At 70.7% G+C, this 18,141-nt stretch carries 18 protein-coding genes, 1 tRNA gene and 2 pseudogenes; 15 read left to right on the forward strand and 6 right to left on the reverse strand.

Features of this window, described 5'->3' with window-relative positions:
* Nucleotides 1-36 precede the first annotated feature (36 nt).
* From pgsA to J1M46_RS02410, 6 genes are all read left to right on the forward strand, one after another.
* Nucleotides 37-636, forward strand: coding sequence for a CDP-diacylglycerol--glycerol-3-phosphate 3-phosphatidyltransferase (gene pgsA / locus J1M46_RS02385; RefSeq protein WP_206446363.1), 600 nt, complete (start codon nt 37-39; stop codon nt 634-636).
* A complete protein-coding gene (locus J1M46_RS02390) occupies nt 633-1,202 on the forward strand; it encodes a CinA family protein (protein ID WP_206446364.1) in 570 nt (189 codons plus the stop codon). Before pgsA ends, J1M46_RS02390 begins: the two co-directional genes overlap by 4 nt.
* Nucleotides 1,203-1,322: 120 nt before the next feature.
* Nucleotides 1,323-1,652: a helix-turn-helix domain-containing protein gene (locus tag J1M46_RS02395; protein ID WP_092914849.1), complete on the forward strand. Its 330-nt coding sequence runs from the start codon at nt 1,323-1,325 to the stop codon at nt 1,650-1,652.
* A 12-nt stretch (nt 1,653-1,664) separates the two neighbouring features.
* Nucleotides 1,665-1,886 (forward strand): DUF3046 domain-containing protein, encoded by a 222-nt coding sequence (locus J1M46_RS02400; protein ID WP_206446365.1) that lies wholly within the window; start codon nt 1,665-1,667, stop codon nt 1,884-1,886.
* A 172-nt stretch (nt 1,887-2,058) separates the two neighbouring features.
* Nucleotides 2,059-3,129, forward strand: coding sequence for a recombinase RecA (gene recA, locus J1M46_RS02405; RefSeq protein ID WP_206446366.1), 1,071 nt, complete (start codon nt 2,059-2,061; stop codon nt 3,127-3,129).
* Entirely contained in the window at nt 3,126-3,773 is a 648-nt protein-coding gene (locus J1M46_RS02410; RefSeq protein WP_206446367.1) for a RecX family transcriptional regulator, read from the forward strand. Before recA ends, J1M46_RS02410 begins: the two co-directional genes overlap by 4 nt.
* 143 nt (nt 3,774-3,916) lie before the next feature.
* Here the strand turns inward: J1M46_RS02410 and J1M46_RS02415 are convergent.
* The 5 genes and pseudogenes from J1M46_RS02415 to J1M46_RS02435 form a co-directional block, all read right to left on the reverse strand.
* Nucleotides 3,917-4,108 (reverse strand): annotated as a pseudogene (locus tag J1M46_RS02415) (transposase); the annotation flags it as partial.
* A 159-nt stretch (nt 4,109-4,267) separates the two neighbouring features.
* Nucleotides 4,268-5,146: a pyridoxal kinase PdxY gene (pdxY, locus tag J1M46_RS02420; RefSeq protein WP_206446368.1), complete on the reverse strand. Its 879-nt coding sequence runs from the start codon at nt 5,144-5,146 to the stop codon at nt 4,268-4,270.
* A 63-nt stretch (nt 5,147-5,209) separates the two neighbouring features.
* Nucleotides 5,210-5,746 (reverse strand): DUF2017 family protein, encoded by a 537-nt coding sequence (locus J1M46_RS02425; RefSeq protein ID WP_206446369.1) that lies wholly within the window; start codon nt 5,744-5,746, stop codon nt 5,210-5,212.
* A 27-nt stretch (nt 5,747-5,773) separates the two neighbouring features.
* Nucleotides 5,774-6,109: an ATP-dependent Clp protease adaptor ClpS gene (locus J1M46_RS02430; RefSeq protein WP_206446370.1), complete on the reverse strand. Its 336-nt coding sequence runs from the start codon at nt 6,107-6,109 to the stop codon at nt 5,774-5,776.
* Nucleotides 6,096-7,370: an MFS transporter gene (locus tag J1M46_RS02435; RefSeq protein WP_206446371.1), complete on the reverse strand. Its 1,275-nt coding sequence runs from the start codon at nt 7,368-7,370 to the stop codon at nt 6,096-6,098. Before J1M46_RS02435 ends, J1M46_RS02430 begins: the two co-directional genes overlap by 14 nt.
* Before the next feature lie 110 nt (nt 7,371-7,480).
* On the opposite strand from J1M46_RS02435, the gene J1M46_RS02440 reads away from it, so the two are divergent.
* The 4 genes from J1M46_RS02440 to J1M46_RS02455 all read left to right on the forward strand — a co-directional run bounded on the left by J1M46_RS02440 (nt 7,481) and on the right by J1M46_RS02455 (nt 11,684).
* On the forward strand, nt 7,481-8,278 hold the full coding sequence (locus J1M46_RS02440; RefSeq protein WP_206446372.1) for a siderophore-interacting protein: 798 nt from the start codon (nt 7,481-7,483) through the stop codon (nt 8,276-8,278).
* A gap of 73 nt (nt 8,279-8,351) precedes the next feature.
* A complete protein-coding gene (locus tag J1M46_RS02445; protein WP_206446373.1) occupies nt 8,352-9,827 on the forward strand; it encodes a glyceraldehyde-3-phosphate dehydrogenase in 1,476 nt (491 codons plus the stop codon).
* A gap of 93 nt (nt 9,828-9,920) precedes the next feature.
* A complete protein-coding gene (locus tag J1M46_RS02450; protein ID WP_206446374.1) occupies nt 9,921-10,412 on the forward strand; it encodes an FBP domain-containing protein in 492 nt (163 codons plus the stop codon).
* 75 nt (nt 10,413-10,487) lie between these two features.
* On the forward strand, nt 10,488-11,684 hold the full coding sequence (locus tag J1M46_RS02455) for an acetyl-CoA C-acetyltransferase (protein WP_206446375.1): 1,197 nt from the start codon (nt 10,488-10,490) through the stop codon (nt 11,682-11,684).
* 54 nt (nt 11,685-11,738) lie between these two features.
* On the opposite strand, the pseudogene J1M46_RS15890 reads toward J1M46_RS02455, so the two are convergent.
* Nucleotides 11,739-11,915, reverse strand: a pseudogene (locus tag J1M46_RS15890) (MmcQ/YjbR family DNA-binding protein); the annotation flags it as partial.
* A 64-nt stretch (nt 11,916-11,979) separates the two neighbouring features.
* On the opposite strand from J1M46_RS15890, the gene J1M46_RS02460 reads away from it, so the two are divergent.
* From J1M46_RS02460 to J1M46_RS02480, 5 genes are all read left to right on the forward strand, one after another.
* The gene (locus tag J1M46_RS02460) at nt 11,980-13,464 is read left to right on the forward strand and encodes a S10 family serine carboxypeptidase-like protein (RefSeq protein ID WP_206446376.1); all 1,485 of its coding nucleotides are present in this window, start codon (nt 11,980-11,982) and stop codon (nt 13,462-13,464) included.
* Nucleotides 13,465-13,588: 124 nt separating this feature from the next.
* A tRNA-Pro gene (locus J1M46_RS02465) sits at nt 13,589-13,662 on the forward strand.
* 137 nt (nt 13,663-13,799) lie between these two features.
* Nucleotides 13,800-14,555, forward strand: coding sequence for a group I intron-associated PD-(D/E)XK endonuclease (locus tag J1M46_RS02470; RefSeq protein WP_206446377.1), 756 nt, complete (start codon nt 13,800-13,802; stop codon nt 14,553-14,555).
* Nucleotides 14,556-14,667: 112 nt separating this feature from the next.
* Nucleotides 14,668-16,233, forward strand: coding sequence for a molybdopterin-dependent oxidoreductase (locus J1M46_RS02475; RefSeq protein WP_206446378.1), 1,566 nt, complete (start codon nt 14,668-14,670; stop codon nt 16,231-16,233).
* A 180-nt stretch (nt 16,234-16,413) separates the two neighbouring features.
* Nucleotides 16,414-18,141, forward strand: a complete 1,728-nt coding sequence (locus J1M46_RS02480) for a carbon starvation CstA family protein (RefSeq protein WP_206446379.1) — start codon at nt 16,414-16,416, stop codon at nt 18,139-18,141.

An 18,141-nucleotide genomic window follows, 5' to 3' on the forward strand; every position in this document is an offset into this window, starting at 1 on the left:
GGACGACGACCAGCCGCGACTGGGTAGCCTGCACTCATGGGGATCTTGAGCCCGTGGCGCGGGCGCGTCTGGCGTCGCGGCGACACGCCGGCGAGCGTGGCGAGCGTGCCGAACCTGATCTCGGTGGTGCGCATCCTGCTGACGCCGGTGTTCATCGCGGTGGCGCTCACGAATCCCGATGCCGGCCTCGCCCGCACCCTCGGCGCGCTGCTGTTCGCGGTGCTGATCGCCACCGACTTCGTCGACGGGAAGATCGCGCGCGGCCGCAACCTGGTCACCGACTTCGGCAAGCTCATCGACCCGATCGCCGACAAGGCCATTACCGGCAGCGCCTTCGTCGTGCTGTCCATCCTGGGTGAGCTGCCCTGGTGGATCACGGCTGTTGTGCTGCTGCGCGAGTGGGGCATCACCGTCTACCGGCTGGTGGTCTCCTCGCGCACGGTGATCGCGGCCGACTGGGCCGGCAAGGCGAAGACCATGGCGCAGGCGATCGCGCTGCCGCTCGCCCTCCTGCCGCTGCAGGCGTGGCTGGGGGAGCCGGGCGTCTGGATCTGCGTCGTCACCATGACGATCGCGGTGGCGCTCACGATCTACTCCGGGCTCGAGTTCGTGGTGCATGCGGTGAGGGCACGATGACGGATGCGCGACTCGGCGCGGGCGCGCAGGATGCCGACCTCGAGCTGGCCGGCTCGATCCTCGCCCGCGCCGCGGCGCGCGGCGTGACGATCGCGGTCGCGGAGTCGCTCACCGGAGGGCTGGTCGCCGAGACGCTGGTGCGCACGCCGGGCGCGTCCGCGGTGCTGCGACTGGGCGTGGTCGCCTACGCCACCGAGATGAAGCACGAGGTGCTGCGGGTGCCGGCGGCGCTGCTGGGCGAGCGCGGCCCCGTCGACCCGGACGTGGCGATCGCGATGGCGCGCGGCGTGCGGCAGCTGGCCGCGCTCGACCGCTCGGCCTGCACGATCGGCGTCGCCACCACCGGTGTCGCGGGGCCGGGGGCGCAGGACGGGCATCCGCCGGGGGAGTTCCACATCGGGGTGGAGATCGACACCGTGCACGGCCGGGTCGCCCAGTCGTCATCGCATCTGGAGACGGGCGACCGGGAGGTCGTGCGGCACGCCGCGCTGCGCGCTGCGCTGCAGGCGCTCGATGCCGCGCTCGACCGCACGGACCTGCGGATCCACAGCGAATCCACACCGTGACCAGGGCCGGCGTGGAATGCAAGATGTGACAGTGGTGTTATCAACTTCGTGGACAACTCGGCAGAACGCAGACGAGCTGCGACTAGGCTGATACATCCGACCAGGGTGAAGGGGGAGACCATGGTGCTGGTTCGACAGGAGATCGGCGATGTGCTGCGCGACACGCGGCTGCGCCAGGGCAGGACGCTGCGTCAGGTCGCCTCGCGCGCCTCGGTGGCGCTCGGCTACCTGAGCGAGGTGGAGCGCGGCCAGAAGGAGGCCTCGAGCGAGATCCTCGCGTCGGTCGCGGACGCGCTCGACGTGCCGCTGTCGAGCGTGCTGCGAGAGGTGGGGGACCGTCTCGCAGTGCTCGAGGGCCTGAGCTTCGGCGAGTTCGACTCGCTCACCTCGCCCGTGCCGGACACGCTGCCGGCCGACATGGTGGCCGAGTTCGACGCCGCGGTGCACTAGAGGCATCGGGGGATGCGCACGAGCGAGCTGCAGATCGCGATCTCGGAGGAGTTCGGCGCGCTCGGGTCGGTGCTGATGACCGACCTGACGCTGAGGAGCCTCGGCGGCCGCACCGGCGCCGAGGCGCTCGCAGCCGGCGTGCCGGCGCGGCAGGTGTGGTCGGCGATCTGCGACGCCAAGGACGTGCCCGCCGAGCGGCGGCACGGCCGGGGCCTGCGCGAGCCGCAGCGCTGAGCCAACCGGCGACACGCCGATCCGGCGTTCGAAGATAGGTTCGATCAGCGCGTAGGCTGAGCGCACGCGAGAGGTCCGCTTTCCACAGGCGGCAGTGCGGGTCGCACGCATGTCAGCGGCCCGTCGTACCGTGAGCGCACATCAGCCAAGCACTGCGAACGGAAGGCCAGCAATGCCCACACCTGCAGACCGCGACAAGTCGCTCGAGGCGGCGCTCGCGCAGATCGACCGTCAGTTCGGCAAGGGGTCGGTGATGCGCCTCGGCAGCGACGAGCGCGCGCCCGTCGCCACCATCCCGACCGGCTCCATCGCCCTCGACGTCGCACTCGGCGTCGGCGGGCTCCCGCGCGGCCGCATCATCGAGATCTACGGCCCGGAGTCCTCCGGCAAGACCACGCTGACGCTGCACGCCATCGCGAACGCGCAGCGCAACGGCGGCATCGCCGCGTTCATCGACGCCGAGCACGCGCTCGACCCGGAGTACGCGAAGAAGCTCGGCGTCGACATCGACGCGCTGCTGGTCTCGCAGCCCGACACGGGCGAGCAGGCGCTCGAGATCGCCGACATGCTCGTGCGCTCGGGCTCGATCGACCTGATCGTCATCGACTCCGTCGCCGCGCTCGTGCCGCGCGCCGAGATCGAGGGCGAGATGGGCGACAGCCACGTCGGCCTGCAGGCGCGCCTCATGTCGCAGGCGCTGCGCAAGCTCACCGGCGGCCTGAGCCAGACGCAGACCACCATGATCTTCATCAACCAGCTGCGCGAGAAGATCGGCGTGTTCTTCGGCAGCCCCGAGACCACCGCCGGTGGCAAGGCGCTGAAGTTCTACGCCTCGGTGCGCCTCGACATCCGCCGCATCGAGACGCTGAAGGACGGCACCGACGCGGTCGGCAACCGCACCCGCGTCAAGGTCGTGAAGAACAAGATGGCACCGCCCTTCAAGCAGGCGGAGTTCGACATCCTCTACGGCGTCGGCATCTCCCGCGAGGGCAGCCTGATCGACTTCGGGGTCGAGCACAGCATCGTGCGCAAGTCGGGCGCCTGGTACACCTACGACGGCGACCAGCTCGGCCAGGGCAAGGAGAAGGCTCGGCAGTTCCTGATCGACAACCCCGACCTGGCCGCCAAGATCGAGCTGCAGATCCTGCAGAAGCTCGGCATCGGCGCCGGCAAGGCCGTCGCCGCTGAGCCGGCCGCCGTCGAGTCGCTCGACGCGCGCCGCCAGGAGCGCCAGGGAGCGTGAGCGAGCAGAGCCGGCTGGCCGGCGTCACGCAGCTCTCCGCCTGGGTCGCCTCTCGCGAGGACGACCCGGCAGAGGCCTGGGCGCCGCCGCCGGGAGTGCGGAGCAGCGGTTCCCGGCGCGCCCGCGCCGCCGACGATCACGTGATCGAGGCCGATCCCGAGGCAGCCGTCGAGCCGGAGCCGGTCGATGAGGAGGCTGCGCGCTCCATCGCGCTGCGCGCGCTCGGCAGACGGGCGGCGAGCCGGCAGGAGCTCGACCGCACCCTCGAGCGCCGCGACGTCGCTCCCGAGGTGCGGGAGGCGGTGCTCGAGCGGCTCGAGTCCGAGGGCCTCGTCGACGACGCGCAGCTGGCCGAGGACCTCGCCGAGCGGCTGCGCGAGCGCAAGCACCTGGGGGAGCGCGGCATAGCCGCGGAGCTGCGCAAGCGCGGCCTCGACCCCGCCGTCCTCGAGCGCGCCGACCAGGACGACGAGCTGCAGCGCGCCATCGACGCGGCTGCGGAGCGGCGTCGCCGGCTCGGCAGCCTCGACGACGAGACGGCAGAGCGCCGGCTCTCGGGCTGGCTCCAGCGCCGCGGCTTCGGCGGCGCGACCGTCCGCATCGCGATCGAGCGCACGCGCGCACGGGGTCCGCGCTTCCGCTGACAGTGCCGCGCGATCCGGCGCCCTCATCCGGCCCCGGCTGTCGGACGGCTTCCAGCCTTCGCCCAGTTTCGGCGGCTGTGATCGGGCTAGGTTCGACGCATGAAGACGACCAGGATTGTTGGCTCTCCTGACGTACCTGTGGGTCAGTTTCGGCCTGGGAGGGTGGGGCGGTGGCCGCCGAGGTTGAGCAGGGCGAGGGCGATCAGTGCTTCGGGTGATTTGAAGCCGTATGCCATCCGGGTGATGAGTCGGATCTTGGTGTTGGTCGACTCGATGAGGCCGTTGGAGAGGTTGTGCTCGATCGCGGCGAGGATCCGTGCCCGGTGTTTGACGACCCAGTCCGACACTCCGACAGTCGTGTGCCTACAGAATCTGCCGCTCGTCGACGCCAAGAACCGCGGAATCACGCGAATCAGCCACCGCCGAGCGGCCGAAAATGCCTACCAGCTGCGGAACCCCGGCAAGAGCGAATCGCCCTATACCTGCGCGCGGGCTCAGCGCACCTGGCGTGACGCGAACTGCATGCGCGGGTTCGCGAACGCGTCCTGCGCCTGCACGATGCGCAGCTCGCGCTCGCCCGAGTCGATCGTCGCCTGCAGCAGGTCGAACACGCTCGAGGCGGTGCGCTCCAGCGCGGTCGCGGCCGACCCGGTCTCGCGGTAGTGGGCGGTGAACAGCGCGCTGGTGACATCGCCGGAGCCGTTCGCCTTGAACGGCAGGTGCGGCGTCTGCACGATCCAGGCGCCCGCGTCGTCGACGGCGAGCATCTCGATCGTGCCGATGGTGCCGCCCTCGCCGTCCGGCAGCGTCTCGCGATCGGGCCGCAGCACGCTCGTCACGAGCACCGTGCGCGGGCCGAGGTCGCGGGCCCGGTCGGCCGACTCGAGCGTCGACGCCAGCGTGTCCGGCTCCGTGTGGGTCATGAAGCCGAGCTCGAACTGGTTCGGGGTGATGATGTCGGCCACCGGCACGACCTTCTCGCGGATCAGCGGGGGGATGGTCGGTGCGACGAAGCAGCCGGAGTTCGCATTGCCCATCACGGGGTCGCACGTGAATGACGCACCTGGGTTCGCGGCCTTGACGCGACCCACCGCATCCACCACCACATCGACGATCTCCTCGCCGCCGAGATAGCCCGAGAGGACGCCGTCGAGCGTGCCGAGCACGCCGCGATCCTCGATGCCCGCGACGACGGCGCGCACGTCGTCGGCCGGGATGGCCGGCCCGCCCCATGCGCCGTAGCCGGTGTGGTTCGAGAAGTTGACCGTGAGCACCGGCCACACCTCGTGCCCGATGCGCTGCAGCGGGAAGACGGCGGCGGAGTTGCCCACGTGCCCGTAGGCGACGTGCGACTGGATCGACAGGAACCTCATGCTGCGATTCTTCCACCGCCGGCGGGCGGCGTCTGTCCGCGAGCCCGGCTCAGCCCGGGCGGCTCACTCGAGCGCCTCCAGCAGCGTCTGCTGCGCGAAGCCGAGCCAGCTGACCACGTCCTGCAGCTGCGCGATGTCCTCGTCGGTGACGCCGGGGGTGAGCTCGCCCCTGTCCTGCCCGGTGCGCACGTGCAGCACCAACCGCACCTCGCCGAGCGACCGCAGCCACGCATCCGCCCCCTCGGCGTCGACGGCCAGCTGCAGCTCGGCCGCCTCGCGCTCGTCGCCCTCGGCCGGCAGCGCCGTCTCGAGATCGGCGACCATGCGGGCCATGGTGCGGATGCGGTCGGCGGCGATGTCGGACGTGGCCAGTCGGCGGAATTCGGCCGCGTCGTTGTCGCCCTCGTATGCGCTCGGGTAGAGGCGCTGCATCACGGGGTCGTCGAGGATCGCCCGGCCGTCGACGACGGCGCGGTGCAGGCCGAGCACCTGCCTGCCGAGGTTGGCCAGCATGTCGGCCTCCTCCGGCAGCATCGCGCAGACCGCGCCGTCGCCGTCGCGGCGCCAGGCCTTCACAGCGCGGCCTGCATCGGGCTGCATTCGCTGGGCGCCGTCACCGGGCGGCCTTCACTGGGCGCCCCCGGGCATCCGTTCGAGCGTCGCGACCAGGCCGTCGGCGTGCAGGCCGGCCACGTGCATCTCCTGCTCCTCGCGCGCGCCCTGGGCGACGACGGCGCGGCCCTCGCGCTCGGCCTGCGCGGTGAGCTCGTCGGCGCGGGCGGCGCTGTGGCCGAAGCGGCGCATGAGGATGCGCACGACGTAGGGCCGCAGCGTGACGGGGTCGTCCCAGAGCACCGTCGCCCAGTCACCGCTGGCCAGCGCGGCATCCTGCGCGGCGTCCTGCTCGGCCGATGCCAGCGTGGTGCCCGGCGCAGACGTGCGCTGCTGCTCAAGGTCGTTCATGGTGGATCACCTCGATGCCCGCGGTGGTGGGGCCGAGCACGGTCGCGACGACCGTGTGCGCGGCGGTGTCGGGCGCCCCGCGGTCGATCGCGAGGCTCCACAGCGCCAGCAGGAAGCCGGCGCTCGCGAGGCCGACGCCCAGCCAGGCGGGCGCCAGGTAGCCGAGGCCCGCCGCGATGACGGCACCGCCCAGGGCGGCGCCGAGGGCGTTGCCGACATTGAAGGCGGCGTGGTTGGTGGCGGCGCCCAGCAGCGCCGCGTCGCCGGCGATGCGCATGATGCGCGCCTGGATCGTCGGGTTGAGCACTGAGCCGGCGCCGCCGATCATGAACGCGAGCGCGAACATCGCCACCGGCTGCCAGCCGAGCATCGCGAACAGCGCGAGCGAGCCGATCAGCACGGGGAAGGTGATGATGATGGTGCGCCGCATGCTGCGGTCGGCTGCCCAGCCGCCGATGATGTTGCCGATAGTCATGCCCACGCCGATGGTCGCCAGCAGCCATGCGATCGCCGACGGCGGCAGCTCCGCCACCCGCGTGACGATCTCGGCGGCGTACGAGTAGACGGCGAAGAAGCCGCCGAAGCCGATGCAGCCGACCGCGATCATCAGCCACAGCTGCGGCTTGCGGAACGCGCGCAGCTCGCTGCGGGCGTCACGGGTGGGATCGCCCGGCACGCGCGGCAGCACCAGCCACGCGAGCACGAGCGTGATGAGGAAGATGACGGCGACCGCCACGTAGGTCCAGCGCCAGCCGGCGACCTGGCCGAGCCAGGTGCCCAGCGGCACGCCGATGATGTTGGCGATCGTGAGGCCAGACAGCGCCAGCGCGACGCCCGCGCCCTGGCGGCCCGGGCCCATGATGCGGGCGGCCAGCAGTGCGGCGACGCCGAAGTAGGCGCCGTGCGGGATGCCGGCGACGAAGCGGGCGAGGGTCGTGAGCTCGAAGCTCGGCATCAGGCCGCTCGCGAGGTTCGCGATCGTGAACGCGGCGGTGAGCAGCAGCACGAGCGTGCGCTGCGACAGCTTCGCCGCCCAGATCGACACCAGTGGCGCGCCCACCACGACGCCGAGCGCGTAGGCGGTGATCATCCAGCCCGCGTGCGCGATGCCGCCGGCGGGGTCGGCCTCGAAGCCGGGCACCAGGTCGACGCCCGCGAGCGGCAGGATGCCCATGGTCGCGAACTCGGTGGTGCCGATGCCGAAGCCGCCGAGCGCGAGGGTGAACAGCGCGAGGAACCGGCGCGGGGGAGAGAGCTGCATGCTGGCTCCAGCGTACGCGGATGCGCTGGGGCGCTCCGGGTTGCTACATTGGTCAGGTAAGGCTTGCCTCACTTGGAGGCGCACACCCACTGCAGAACCCGGAGGCAGACATGGCGGGTCCCGAGCGCGTCGCGGCGGTCGCACCGAAGTTCATCGAGCTCGAGGTGCTCGAGAACCAGCAGCTGTCCCCGCACATCCGCAGGGTCACGCTCGGCGGCGACGAGGTCTCGGCGATGACGCCGCAGGGCTACGACCAGTGGTTCCGCTTCTTCATGCGCCGCGACGGGCAGGACGAGCTGCGCATCCCGAACAGCCCGGCGACCTGGTTCCCGCAGTACCTCGCGATGCGCTCCTCGCAGCGCCCCTGGATCCGCAACTACACGGTGCGCGACTTCCGGCTCGAGGCCGGCGAGCTCGACATCGACTTCGTCTGCCACGAGGACCCGGGCCCCGGCGCCGCATGGGCGATGGGCGCCGAGCGCGGCGAGCGCGCGGTGCTGCTCGACGAGGGCCTGCTCTACAACGACGACGGCCAGGCCGGCGAGGTGCTGATGGTCGGCGACGAGTCGGCGCTGCCGGCGATCGCCGGCATCTGCGCATCGCTCGACGAGCGGATGCGCGGGGTCGCCATGATCGAGGTCGGTCACCGCGACGACATCCAGCCGGTGACGGCGCCGGCGGGCGTCGACGTGCGCTGGATCGAGCGCGGCGACGCGCGCGCCGGCGACGCGGCCCTCGAGGAGCTGCGAGGGCTGCGCATCGCCGACGACCTCGGCTACGCGTACTCGGCGGGGGAGCAGGCGCTCGCGACCGGCGCCCGGCGGCACCTGGTCCGCGACCGCGGCATGGACAAGCGCCGCATCACCTTCACCGGCTACTGGAAGCTCGGCAAGGCCTACGTCTCCTGAGCCGAACGGGCGAAAGTTCCCCTGAACTTTCGCCACTGTCACGTTGCACGCAACCTGACGTGCCTGCGGGCCGATGTGGACGCATCCGCTTGCCTATCGTGAAGACGTGCCCACCGCCTCTTCTCTGCCCGTCGACAGCGCCCACCAGGCGTGGCTCGACCGCGTCGCCCTCGCTGAGCTGGCCGTGCCGATCATCGGCCGCCTGTACCGGGAGCGCGACGTCGTCACCCACGTGCACGGCAAGAAGCTGGTGAACCAGTCGCCGATCGACATCATGAAGGCGCACAAGTGGGCCCGCCGCATCGGCGAGCACGTGCTCAGCATCGAGCACTCGATGGCCGTGCTGCGGCTCGTCGACGAGCTCGGGCTGCGCGGCATCTCGCTCGACCTGGGCCGCATCCTCGTCGATGCGCCGACCGAGGGCTTCGACGCCTGGGTGCGAGAGCAGCTGGCCGAGCTGCCCTCCTGGTCGCAGGACGAGCCGACCGACGTGGTGCTCTACGGCTTCGGGCGCATCGGGCGCCTGCTCGCCCGCATCCTCATCGGCCACGCCGGCAGCGGCCTGGGCCTGCGGCTGCGCGCCATCGTGGTGCGCCGCGGCGGCGAGGACGACCTCGAGAAGCGCGCGAGCCTGCTGCGCCGCGACTCGGTGCACGGCGCCTTCCAGGGCACCATCGACATCGACACCGAGGCGAACACGATCCTCGCCAACGGCACGCTCATCCAGGTCATCTACTCCGACGACCCGACGACGGTCGACTACACGCAGCACGGCATCCAGCGCGCGATAGTGGTCGACAACACCGGCCGCTGGCGCGACGAGGACGGCCTCGCGCAGCACCTGGGCCGGCCGGGCGTCGAGCGCGTGGTGCTGACCGCGCCCGGCAAGAACCCGCTCAAGAACATCGTCTTCGGCGTCAACCACGAGACGATCGACCCCGCCGACACCATCGTCACCGCGGCATCGTGCACCACGAATGCGATCACGCCGGTGCTGCAGGTCATCAACGATGCGTACGGCATCGAGCACGGCCACGTCGAGACGGTGCACTCGTACACGAACGACCAGAACCTGATCGACAACTTCCACAAGGGCCAGCGACGCGGCCGCTCGGCGGCGCTCAACATGGTGCTCACCGAGACCGGTGCCGCCAAGGCCGTCGCCAAGGCGCTCCCGGAGCTCGAGGGCAAGCTGACCGGCAACGCCATCCGCGTGCCCACGCCCGACGTCTCGATGGCCATCCTCAACCTCTCGCTCGAGCAGGGCGTCGACCGCGACGCCGTCAACGAGCTGCTGCGCCAGACCTCGCTGACCGGTGAGCTGCGGGCGCAGATCGACTTCACCGACTCGGCCGAGGTGGTCTCGACCGACTTCGTCGGCAACAACCGCGCCGGCATCGTCGACGGTCTCGCGACCATCGCCTCCGGCCGCCATCTGGTGCTCTACGTCTGGTACGACAACGAGTACGGCTACTCGTCGCAGGTGATCCGCGTCATCGAGCACATGGCCGACCAGATGGCCAAGGCCCGGCAGCTGCTGCCGGCCTGACACAGACTTGCCGCCGTCGGGACTCTCCTGGGTGGAAGCCCGACGGCGGCAAACCCTCTTCGCCGTGCACACGCATCCGATAGCGTCGAGCACATGCGCGAGGTGACCGAGAGCGAGCTGCGGAGCTGCTTCGTGAACGCGACGCGGCGCGAGCTCGAGCAGCTGCCGATGCCGGGGCTGCACGAGACCATGTGGGGCGATCGTGAGTACCTCGGCTGGCGCGATCCGCACTCGAGCCGGCTCGGCTACCTGGTGCACTGGCGCGGCGACGAGCTGCTCGGCGTCGTGGTGCGGGGCGCGCCGGGCGGTCTGCGCCCGGGCATCGCGGCGATGTGCTCGCTGTGCCACTCGACCCAGCCCGCAACTCAGGTGCGCATGTTCAGCGCCCGGCTCGCCGGCCTCGACGGCGACACCGGCAGCTCGATGGGCACCTACATCTGCGATGCGCTCGACTGCTCGCACATCATCCGCACCGGCCCGCCGCACCTGGTCACCTCCGACCGCATCGCCGCGCGCGCCGAGGCGCTGCTCGAGCGCGTCACCCGCTTCACCGCCCGCGTCGAGCGCGCCATCCGGGAGCCGTGAGGATGCGCAGGCTCACCGGCATCGGCGGCGCTCGACTGCTGCACCATTCACCGACCACCGACCAGGGAGATCACCATGGCTGACGCCTTCATCCTCGACGCGCTGCGCACCCCGCGGGGCCGCCGACGAGGCTCGCTCGCCGAGGTGCACCCGGTGCAGCTCGCCGGCGGGCTGCTCGCAGCCCTCGAGGGTCGCGGCGTCGCGCCCGAGCGCATCGACGACGTCGTGCTCGGCACGGTCTCGGCGGTGGGCGAGCAGGGCGGCGTGCTCGCGCGCGCCGCCGTGCACGCCGCGGGCCTGCCCGACAGCGTGCCGGGCATGCAGGTCAACCGCTACTGCGCCTCGGGCCTCGAGGCGGTCACGACCGCCGCCGGCCGCATCGCCGCGGGCTTCGACGACCTGATCGTCGCCGGCGGCGTGGAGTCGATGTCGCGCGTGCCGCTGGGCGCCGACGGCGGCCCCTACGCGACCGATGCGACGATCCTGAAGCCCTGGAGCCTCATCCCGCAGGGCGTCAGCGCCGACGCGATCGCTTCCAAGGACGGCTTCTCGCGCGAGGACGTCGACGCGTACGCGCTGCAGTCGCAGCAGCGGGCCGCCGCCGCGTGGGACGAGGGCCGCTTCGAGCGCTCGATCGTGCCGGTCTCGACGCCCGACGGCGTGCCGCTGCTCGACCGCGACGAGCACATGCGCCCTGGCACGACGCCAGAGGCGCTGGCCGGGCTGGCGCCCGCCTTCGAGGTCTTCGGCACCAGCGGCTTCGACGCCGTCGTGCGGCGCGAGCACCCGGAGATCCGCTCGCTGCAGCACGTGCACACGGCCGGCAACTCCTCCGGCATCGTCGACGGGGCGGGGCTCGTGGTGGTCGGCAGCGGCGCCGCGGCGGAATCGCTGGGGCTCGCACCCAGAGCGCGCATCGTCGCCGCCACCTCAGTCGGCTCCGACCCGACGCTCATGCTCACCGGGCCCGTCGCCGCCACCGAGCGCGTGCTTGCCCGCGCGGGACTGAGCCAGGACGACATCGACCTGTTCGAGATCAACGAGGCCTTCGCATCCGTCGTGCTGCACTGGCTGCGCGAGACCGGCGTCGACCCGGAGCGCACGAACGTCTCGGGCGGCGCGATCGCCATGGGGCACCCGCTGGGCGCGACCGGCGCGATGCTCATCGGCACCGCGCTCGACGAGCTCGAGCGGCGCGATCAGCAGCGGGCGCTCGTCACGCTGTGCGTGGGCGGCGGCATGGCCTCGGCGATGGTGATCGAGCGGGTCTGAACCCGCCGGCTGCATCAGCGCGGTGGCTGCGAGCCACCCGCGGCGAGCTCGGTGCGGGTCGGCCTTCACGGTGATGATCTGCGACTCCGGGTCGTCCTCCGTGACGATGAGGAACACCTTGCCGCGCACCTTCCACACCTCGAGGTGCGGCGTGAACGGCCGCCCGCGACTGACGTCCGGCAGCGCCGCCGCGACGTCGCGCGCGACCTGCTGCAGCAGTGCACCCTGCATCTGACCTCCAAGATCGCGTCCCGCCTCTCCCGACCCTACGCATCCGCTCGATAGGGTCGCTCGCGTGAGTGATGACGCCGCCAAGCCCGAGACCGACAAGCCAGCGACCGCAGCCGAGGCAGCGCCGACCGTCACCGACGAGCTCGTGACCACCCGCCACACGCTGGCCACGCCCGATGGCGAGCTGGCCTACACGGCCCGCGCCGGCCGGGTGGTGCTCTGGGAGGAGAAGGTGGAGGACGACGTCTTCAAGGGCCGCAAGCCCCGTGCGCAGGTCGCCATCACGGCGTACACGCTCGACGACGCCGACCCGACGACGCGCCCGGTGACGTTCGCGTTCAACGGCGGGCCGGGCTCGGCGAGCGTCTGGCTGCACATGGGTGTGCTGGGCCCCAAGCGCGTCGTGATGGGCGATGCGGGCGAGCTCGCGCCGCCGCCCTACGCGATCGCCGACAACCCCGAGTCGCTGCTGACGGTGAGCGACCTGGTCTTCATCGACCCGGTCTCGACGGGGCGCTCGCGGCCGGTGGAGGGGCAGAAGGCAAAGGACTTCCACGGCTTCACGGCTGACATCGAGTCGGTGGCCGAGATCATCCGCCAGTGGGTGAGCGCCGAGGGGCGCTGGCTGAGCCCGAAGTTCTTGGCGGGGGAGTCGTACGGCACGACGCGCGCCGCCGGCCTCGCCCAGCACCTGCAGGAGTCGCTGGGCATGTACCTCAACGGGCTGCTGCTCATCTCGAGCGTGCTCGACTTCTCGACCGCCAACTTCGAGCGCGGCGGCGACCGCGCGCACGCGCTCTACCTGCCGTTCTACGGGGCGACCGCCTGGCAGCACGGCTTTCACGAGGGGCGCTCGCTCGAGGAGGTCGTCGACGAGGCCCGTGCCTACGCGTCGCGCGACTACCCGTACGTGCTGGGGCGCGGCGCCCGGTTGACGAAGGACGAACGGGCGGATGCGGTGGGCACGATCGCGCGTCTGACCGGCCTGAGCGAGGCCTACGTCGACCGCGCCAACCTGCGCATCGAGCACTGGCGCTACTTCGGCGAGCTGCTGCGTGACCGCAGGCTGACGGTCGGCCGGCTGGACTCCCGCTTCACGGGACCAGCGGCGAGCGGCATCGCCGAGCACATGGATGCCGATCCGTCGATGGACGCCATCCTCGGCCCGTACTCCGCCGCGTACCAGCACTACTTGCACCACGAGCTCGCGGTGCGCGACTCGGGGCCCTTCCACGTGTTCGGCCTGGGCGTCAACGAGCATTGGAGCTACAAGGAGTTCGAGAACGCGCCGGTGTTCGTGATCGACAAGCTCTCGCGCGCCATGCGGCAGAACCCGCACCTGGCGGTGCACTTCGCCTACGGCTGGTTCGACGGCGCCACCCCGTTCTCGGCGGCGGAGGAGTCGGTCGCGCACCTGCAGATCCCGGATGCGCTGCGCGAGAACGTCGAGCACCGCTACTACGAGGCGGGCCACATGATGTACGTGCACGAGCCCTCGCGCATCGCGCAGTCGGCCGACCTGGCCGACTTCGTGCGGCGGCGCTCCTGACCCCGCTGCTGGTCGAGTAGCGGCCGAAGGCCGCGCATCGAGACCCGCCCCGCGCGTGCCGAGGCGCGCCCCACATGCGGTAGTCTTTCTTGGTTGCCTTCGGGCAACTCGATCGTGAGATCGACGGGCTGTGGCGCAGCTTGGTAGCGCACATCACTGGGGGTGATGGGGTCGCAGGTTCAAATCCTGTCAGCCCGACCGTTGTCCTGAGTCGCGACATCGTTGACACGATGTCGCGACTCAGGACTTCTTCGTGGTTTCGGAAGCCTGTCCTGCAGGCCACGACTCGCGGGTCGTCCTCCATCGATGTCTGCGGCACGATCTAGTGTCCGCCTATGTCTCGTCAACGCAGCTATAACGATCAGGATCTCCACCGTGCGATCGGTGACGCCCGCTCATGGCGCGGAGCGCTTCGACTGCTCGGGCTCCAGGGAACTTCGGCCGGTGCGATGCGATCGATCCGGGCACGTGCTGACCTGCTCGGCATCGAGTACTCGCACTTCGAGTCGCAACAGCGGTGGAGCAAAGCGCAGTTGGCAGCTGCGATTGCCTCTGGAAGCACGTGGAGAGACGTTGCAGCCGGGCTCTCCGGTGACAGCGCTTCCGAGCTGGCCCGCATGAAGGGCCATGCGCTTCGCCTTGGCCTGGATACTGCTCACCTGTCGGAGTGGGAGACTGCCGAACGCACGCCGCCGGAGCCGATGATCGGCAACCTGAGCCGCGCCGCGCCGATGCTCGCTGCGGCGTGGTTCACGCTCTCCGGCTACGACGTATCGTGGCCGCTCGAGCCCTGTCGCTACGACTTGCTCACGAACGCGCGGACGGACCTCCGGCGTGTGCAGGTGAAATCGACTCGCACGCGGACTGGTGACACCTGGAAGGTGTATCTGTCCACCAGCCGCGGTGGCCGCACGACCTACAGCCCTGACGAGATCGATGACTTCTTCGTCATCGATGGTGACTGCAATTTCTACTTGCTACCGATCGACGAAGTCGGCGGGTTCCATATGATCCATCTGAGCGGCTATGAACGCTTCCGCGTACCGACGCGGTTCACCGGGTCGCCGCCGGCGTCGGGCGGCATCGCATGACGACCGACCCTGGAACTCCTCACGGTCGATCGGTTTCAGTTGGATGCGGTCGCGCAGCACGGCGAGCGGCCTCGCGCCGTGCCCGGTGAGGACCGGCGCGTACGATCACAGCATGACCGTGCAGCGGAGGTCGCTCTGGGCGATGCTCGCGGGGTTGACGAGCGCCGCCGCCGGGCTCGCCCTGGCCGAGCTGGCGGCGCTCATCGTCGCACCGCAAGCCAGCCCGTTCCTCGCGGTGGGCTCGCTGGTCATCGACCTCGCGCCGGCGGGCGTCAAGGACGCGGTCATCGCGCTGTTCGGCACCGGCGACAAGGTGTTCCTGTTGATCGTGCTTGCGCTGCTCGTCGCGGCGCTCGCGGCCGGCGCGGGGGTGCTCGAGCTCGTCGCACCGCCGTGGGGCGCCGTGCTCCTGCTGGTCGTCGGCGGCGTCGGCACGCTCGCGGTCACCACCAGGGCAGAGGCGAGCGCGCTGTGGGCGGTGCCGGCCGTCCTGGGGACGATCGGCTCGTGCCTGCTGCTGCGCATGGCCATCGGCCGGCTCCGCACCTGGTCGGCACGCGCCGAACGGGACACGGAGGATTCCGGACTGCACGCATCCGGAACCGCCGTCAGCCGTCGCGGCTTCCTCGTGCTGGTCGGCGGCACCGCTGCTGCCGCGGTCGTCGTCGGCATCGGCTCGCGCCTGGCCAACGCCGCGAGCGTCGCCGTCGATGCCGTCCGCGAGGCGATCGCCCTGCCGGCGCCCGCGACGCCCGCCCCGCCGATCCCGCCGGCCGCATCGCTCGACATCGAAGGCCTGTCGCCGCTGATCACGCCGAACGACGCGTTCTACCGGATCGACACGGCGCTGCGCGTACCCGCCGTCGACCCGGCCGAGTGGCGTCTGCGGGTGACCGGCATGGTCGAGCAGGAGGTCGAGCTGTCGTTCGACGAGCTGCTCGCGCTGCCGCTGACCGAGACGGCGATCACGCTCGCGTGCGTCTCGAACGAGGTCGGCGGCGACCTGATCGGCAACGCCGTCTGGCTCGGCTACCCGATCCGCGAGCTGCTGGCACGGGCGCGGCCGCAGGCGGGCGCCGACATGGTGCTCTCGCGCAGCGTCGACGGGTTCACGGCCAGCACGCCGCTCGAGATCCTGCTCGAGGAGGATCGCGACTGCCTGCTCGCCGTCGGCATGAACGGCGAGCCGCTGCCGCCCGAGCACGGCTTCCCGGTGCGGATGGTCGTGCCCGGCCTCTTCGGCTACGTCTCCGCCACCAAGTGGGTGACCGAGCTGCAGGTCACCACCTTCGAGCGTGAGAGCGCCTACTGGACGAATCGCGGCTGGGCGGAGCGCGGACCGGTGAAGATCGGCTCGCGCATCGATGTGCCAGGGTCCGGCAGGCGAGCGGATGCGGGAGTCATCCCGGTCGCGGGCGTCGCGTGGGCGCAGCACACCGGCATCGCTGGCGTCGAGGTGCGCGTCGACGACGGCGCATGGCAGCCAGCGCGCCTCGCCAGCGCGATCTCGAGCGACACCTGGGTGCAGTGGGTCTACGAGTGGGATGCGGCGCCGGGCGAGCACCAGCTGGCGGTGCGGGCGACGGATGCGGCGGGCACGGTGCAGTCCGGAGCGCGCGTGCCCGTCGTCCCCGACGGCGCCGAGGGCTGGCACACGATCGCGGTGACGGTGGGCTGAGCGATCAGCCGCGTCAGCGCGCGGCGGGTTGCGGATGAACGCGATGCAGGCGCTGAAACTGGAACGCGGGCGTGGGAGATCCTGAGCGACGGCTGAGTCAGGCTAGGCTCATTCATAGGAAGCACCACCAGGTGCCGCTCACGACATGCATTGGCGCACGCCGCGAAAGGGGAGAGCTCAATGGGTTCCCTTGTGCTCATGATCATTGGCCTGGCGATGTTCGCCGGCGGATACATCTTCTACTCGAAATACCTCTCCAAGCGGGTCTACCGGCTGAACGCCGGCTTCAAGACCCCGGCGCACGAGCTGAACGACGGCATCGACTACGTGCCGACGAACAAGTTCATCCTCTGGGGCCACCACTTCACCTCGGTCGCGGGCGCCGCCCCGATCGTGGGTCCCGCGATCGCCGTCATCTGGGGCTGGCTCCCCGCGCTCCTCTGGGTGACGATCGGCACCGTCTTCTTCGCGGGCATGCACGACCTCGGGGCGCTGTGGGCATCGCTGCGCAACAAGGGCAAGTCGATCGGCGCACTCTCCGGCCGCTACATCGGCAAGCGCGGCGCGAACCTCTTCCTGGTCGTCATCTTCCTGCTGCTGCTCATGGTGATCGCCGCCTTCGCGGTCGTCATCAAGAACCTGCTCATCAGCACGCCCAGCGCCGTCATCCCCGCCTGGGGCGCGATCATCGTCGCGCTGCTCGTCGGCGTCGCCGTCTACCGGATGAAGTGGCCGCTGATCCCCGTCACGGTGGTCGGCGTCATCGCGCTGTACGCCCTGATCCTGCTGGGCGACAGCGTGCCGGTCGTGCTGCCGGAGTCCTTCCTCGGCATGTCGCCGGCGACGTTCTGGATCCTGGCGCTGTTCATCTACGGCGCGATCGCCTCGCTGCTGCCGGTGTGGGTGCTGCTGCAGCCGCGCGACTACATCAACGGCGTGCAGCTGTTCATCGGCCTGATCCTGCTCTTCGGCGCAGTGCTCATCGGTGCGCTCTTCTCGGCCAACCCGCCCGACATCGTCGCCCCGATGATCAACGGCAACCTGCCTGAGGGCACGCCGAGCATGGTGCCGCTGCTGTTCGTCACCATCGCGTGCGGCGCGATCTCCGGCTTCCACGGCATGGTCTCCTCGGGCACGAGCTCGAAGCAGATCGACAAGGAGACCGACGCCCGCTTCGTCGGCTACTTCGGCGCAGTCGGCGAGGGCATGCTCTCGCTCGGCACCATCCTCGCCGTGATCGGCGGCATCCAGTCGGTCGGCGAATGGAATGAGATCTACAGCGAGTTCGGCGCGGGCGGCGTCACCGCGTTCGTCCAGGGTGGCGGCGCGCTGATGGAGAACGGCCTCGGCCTGCCTGCATCGCTCAGCGCCACCGTGCTCGCCACCATGGCGGTGCTGTTCGCCGCCACGACGATGGACACCGGCATGCGACTGCTGCGCTTCATCGTGCAGGAGATCGGCGACGCGGTGAAGGTCAAGATCACGAAGATCCCGGCGACACTGGTGGTCGTCGTGGTCGGCCTCGGCCTCACCTTCTCGCAGGGGCTCGGCGGCGAGGGCGGCCTGCGCATCTGGCCGCTGTTCGGCACCACGAACCAGATCATGGCGTCGCTGACGCTGTCGATCATCGCGGTGATGCTCATCCGCAAGCGGCGCAATCCGTGGCCCGCCATCATCCCGCTCGTGCTGGTGTTCGTGCTGTCGTTCTGGGCGGCGATCGAGCAGCTGTTCAGCTTCACCGCGCCCGGCAACGAGGACTGGCTGCTGTTCGCGCTCGACGTCATCATCATCGTGGCGAGCGTCTGGGTCGCCGTCGAGGCGGTCGGCGCGATGCGACGGGCGCTCAAGGACCCGCCCGAGCCTGAGGACGAGGATGCCGAGCTCACGGCCGTCCGTGAGAACGTCTGA

Origin of the sequence: Agrococcus sp. KRD186, from assembly GCF_017168255.1 — a bacterium.
In the GTDB taxonomy this organism is placed as follows: Bacteria; Actinomycetota; Actinomycetes; order Actinomycetales; family Microbacteriaceae; genus Agrococcus.